Annotated in this window: 4 protein-coding genes; 2 read left to right on the top strand and 2 right to left on the bottom strand. The window is 61.6% G+C overall.

The genetic code is table 11. The features are described from left to right. Together RDN59_RS11590 and RDN59_RS11595 are read left to right on the top strand one after the other, a co-directional pair. On the top strand, nucleotides 1-372 hold a 372-nt coding region (locus RDN59_RS11590), incomplete at its 5' end, for an enoyl-CoA hydratase-related protein (RefSeq protein WP_308607971.1). Nucleotides 373-400: 28 nt separating this feature from the next. Next, complete coding sequence (locus RDN59_RS11595) at nucleotides 401-1252, top strand: 3-hydroxyacyl-CoA dehydrogenase family protein (RefSeq protein WP_308607972.1); 852 nt, start codon at nucleotides 401-403, stop codon at nucleotides 1250-1252. Here RDN59_RS11595 and RDN59_RS11600 read toward each other — a convergent pair. Both RDN59_RS11600 and RDN59_RS11605 read right to left on the bottom strand, forming a co-directional pair. Next, complete coding sequence (locus RDN59_RS11600; RefSeq protein ID WP_308607973.1) at nucleotides 1240-1977, bottom strand: response regulator transcription factor; 738 nt, start codon at nucleotides 1975-1977, stop codon at nucleotides 1240-1242. The genes RDN59_RS11595 and RDN59_RS11600 overlap by 13 nt on opposite strands. Further along, the coding region (locus RDN59_RS11605) for an ATP-binding protein (RefSeq protein ID WP_308607974.1) at nucleotides 1974-3996 on the bottom strand (2023 nt) is incomplete at its 5' end. The genes RDN59_RS11600 and RDN59_RS11605, both read right to left, overlap by 4 nt.

A 3996-nucleotide genomic window follows, 5' to 3' on the forward strand; every position in this document is an offset into this window, starting at 1 on the left:
GCCAAGTTTGGCCAGCCTGAAGCCGGCCTGGGTATCGCTGCCGCCGCGGGTGCAACCTGGCGCCTCAAGGAGTGCGTGGGCACCCCGCTGGCGAAAGAGATTCTGCTGGCCGGGCGCATCCTCAACGGCGAGGAGGCGCTGGCCAATCACCTGGTCAGCGAGCTGCACGAGCCGGATGCGCTGGTCGACGGCGCCCTGGCACTAGCCGGGCGCATTGCCCAGCAAGACCCGCTGGCCGTGCGTTTGACCAAGCAGCTCATCTCTATGCCTGATGCAGCGCCCCCGGCGGTAGACAACATCGCCCAGGCCGTGCTCTTTGAGTCCCCCGCCAAGTTTGAGCGGATGCAGGCCTTCCTGGACCGCAAGAAATAAACCTTCCACTTACAAGGAGATTCAACTCATGTCCCCAGTACTGCAGGTTCCTGCCAAAGTTGGCGTGCTCGGCGGCGGCCGGATGGGCGCAGGCATCGCGCACGCCTTCCTAGCCTCCGGCGCGTCCGTGACCGTGGTGGATATCAACGAGAATGCCGTTGCCGCCGCTCGCGAGCGCGTGCACAAGGCCATCCGCGGCTCCCTCGACCGCGGGGCGGAAGGCACCTTCGAATCCTGGGATGAGCGGCTCAGCTTTTCCACCGCCGCCTCCGCCTTTGCTGGTTTCGACCTCGTGGTTGAGGCAGTTCCGGAATCAATGGATCTCAAGGTAGCCGCCTTCCGGGATATCGCCGATGCGGCCCCTCAGGCCGTCGTCGCCACGAATACCTCCTCGCTGTCGGTATCGCAGCTGGCGGAAAGCATCCCCAACGACGTCATTGGCCTGCACTTCTTCAACCCGGTTCCGGCCTCCAAGCTGGTGGAAGTGGTTGTTGCCGAGTCCACCCCGGACACGCTCGTGGACACGGCCAAAGGCTGGGTCGAGGGCTTGGGCAAGACCGCGGTGGTGGTCAAGGATGCCCCCGGCTTCGCTTCCTCCCGCCTCGGCGTGGCCATCGCGCTGGAGGCCATCCGCATGGTGGAGGAAGGCGTGGCCTCACCGCGCGATATCGACAACGCCATGGTACTGGGCTACAAATTCCCCATCGGCCCGCTGGAGCTGACCGACATCGTCGGGCTGGACGTGCGCCTCGGCATCGCCGATTACCTCGAATCCCAGCTAGGTGAGCGTTTTAGCCCGCCGCAGCTCATGCGCGACATGGTCGCCCGCGGGGAGCTGGGCCGCAAGTCCGGCAAAGGCTTCTACGACTATTCCGAGTAACCGTACTCTTCTCTGCCTGGCTCTGGCACCACAAAGCGATAACCCAAGCCGGGCTCTGTGAGTAGAAAACGTGGGTGGGCGGGGTCATCCTCCAACTTGCGCCTCAACTGGGAGGTGTAAATGCGGAGGTAGTGCCCCTGCCCCTCAAAGCCGGGACCCCAGATCTCAGAGAGCAGGTCCTCCTTGCGCACCAAGCCACCGTGGGCGCGAAGTAGCGTGGTGAGCACGCCCCACTCGGTGGGTGTCAGATGCAGCGGCTTGCCGCCTTTGGTGATGGAATGGTGCGGAACGTCAATCACGATATCCCCGGCGCGAACCACAGCGATCTCAGTGCGCCTCACCGGACTCTGTGGGCTACCATGCCGCAACGCCACTCGCACGCGGGCTAGAAGCTCCTCCATAGAGAAGGGCTTGGTCACGTAGTCGTCCGCACCGCGGTCGAGAGCTGCGGCGCTAAACAGCGGATCGGAGCGCGCCGTCAGGATAATGACCGGTACCGCAGACCACCCGCGGATTCCTTCCAGCACGACGGTGCCATCCATATCCGGCAGCCCCATGTCCAAAATCACAACGTCTGGCTGTTGCTGCGACACCACCTGTAGTCCCTCAGCGCCTGTACGCGCCTGGTGAACCTCGTAGCCACGAGCCTTGAAGTTAATACTCAGCGTGTTAAGCAGGCGGGGGTCATCGTCCACAATGGCGATGCTGGTTTTCTTCGTCGTCATTTTTGTTCTCCTCCCGCGACGGGAAACCGCAAAATAAAGGTTGCGCCCGGGGTGGCAGCCACCTCGATGCTACCGCCCATGGCTTCTACAAAGCCTTGAACAACGGAAAGGCCAAGGCCTACTCCGTTGTCGTTGCTGGTATCACCCAAACGCTGAAACGCTTGGAACAGTTCCTTCTGCTTCTCCGGTGGGATGCCCGGGCCTTCATCGACGACGATCAGTTCTACCTGTTCGGTGGTGGTCTGGGCGCTCAAGATAACGTCGCCGGTTGGTGCATAGCGCAAGGAGTTATCGAAGAGATTGGCCAAGACGCGCTCCATGAGCGCCGTATCCGCGCAGCACGTAACTCCACGCACGCTAGGGTCTAGGTGAATGCGCCCAATTTGCTCTCGGGAATGCCCAAAGGCGCAGGAAGCAATGGCGCGATTAGCCACTTCGGCTACGTCGACGATGTCTCGGCGGGCGGTTATGGCGCCGGCTGTGAGCCGGGAGTAATCCAACAGATTGGTGACCAACCCGGTAAGTTCCTCGATGCTCGCCGCAGTTTCTGCCAAAAGCATATCTTGGTCCTCGGGGGTGAATTCAATGTCGGCGTTGCGCAACGAGGATACCGCCAACTTGGCCGTCGCCAGCGGGGTACGCAGGTCGTGGCTCACACTAGACAGCAGCGCTCGGCGCAACTCGTCAGCAGCGGCTATCGCATCTGCGCGCGCGGCCTCAGCAGAGAGCTTTTCGCGGCGAACAATGCCTGCGAGATAGCCCGCTACCACGGTGACCAGACCTCGGTCACGAGCAGACAGTGTCGGGCCCTCGAGACGCAGCTGGACCGTGCCATCTGCGCTCGCAACAACGGTGTCCACTTCCTGTTCATGGCGAATTTTTTCGGGAATATGAAGGTGTTTCGAGGTGCGTTCGGGGGTAGCTGCGCGCCAGGTGGCAAGAACGTCACCGTTTTCATCCAGCAGCTCTGCTCTACGACAATTAAAAGCCTCCCCCACCTTGCGCATCACGGCATCCTTCGGAGAAGAATCCGCGCGGCGATTCAAGGCGGCGCGGGAAAACACCGTGAGTAGCTCGGCATCACGCGCAGCAATAGCCGCGTTCGCACGCTCAATCTTGGCGCGGCGCACGAGCATGCCGACGGCCAGCGCAATAGCCACCATGACTACGGCAATGACGGCGTTAGCGGGATCAGCAATATCGAAGGTATGGATCGGCTCGGTGAAGAACCAGTTGACCGCTAGGCCGGAAGCCACTGCCACCACTACGGCCGGCCACAGGCCTCCCAGCAAACTGACAAGCAGGATGAGCGCAAAGTAGAACGCGGAACAAGTACCTGTTCCCAAATCCTGGCCGTCCGCCTGCACCAACAGTGCAGTGAGCCCCACGAAAGCCAACGCTGAGCTAAGCCACGCGATGGCGCGCTGCGGGAAGGGGCGGAATGGATGCAGCATTCGTGTGAGCGGAAGTGGTTTTTCCGGGGGCAGGTTGACTATGTGACAGTCAATCGAGCCGGATTCACGCAGCACCGTTTCCGCTACCGTACCGTGCCAGTGCACGCCGAAACGACGCCGCGGCGAGACCCCCACTACGAGCTGGGTGGCGTTGACGCTCCGGGCAAAATTGAGCAGAGCTTCTGGGACACTGTCCCCGGTAACCTGGTGCAGCCGCGCGCCCACATCCTGGGCTAAGGACTGCAGCCGGGCGAGCTGTTGCGCTGATCCTCCCACCGAGGAGGAACGAGAGGTGAAGGAATCACCGAAAACAACGTGGACCACATGCAATTCCGCCGAAGATTTTGTCGCGATGCGCCGTCCGCGGCGGATAAGAGTCTCAGCATGGGCAACGTTTTGGATGGCCACAACCACCCGCTCACGTGCTTCCCACGTATCGGTGATTTTCTGATCCGAGCGATAAGTGATGAGTGCCTCATCAACCTGATCCGCTAGCCACAGCAGTGCCAACTCGCGCAGCGCGGTGAGGTTTCCCACGCGGAAGTAGTTGTTGAGTGCAGGCTCA

Source organism: uncultured Corynebacterium sp., assembly GCF_902489365.1.
GTDB lineage: Bacteria > Actinomycetota > Actinomycetes > Mycobacteriales > Mycobacteriaceae > Corynebacterium.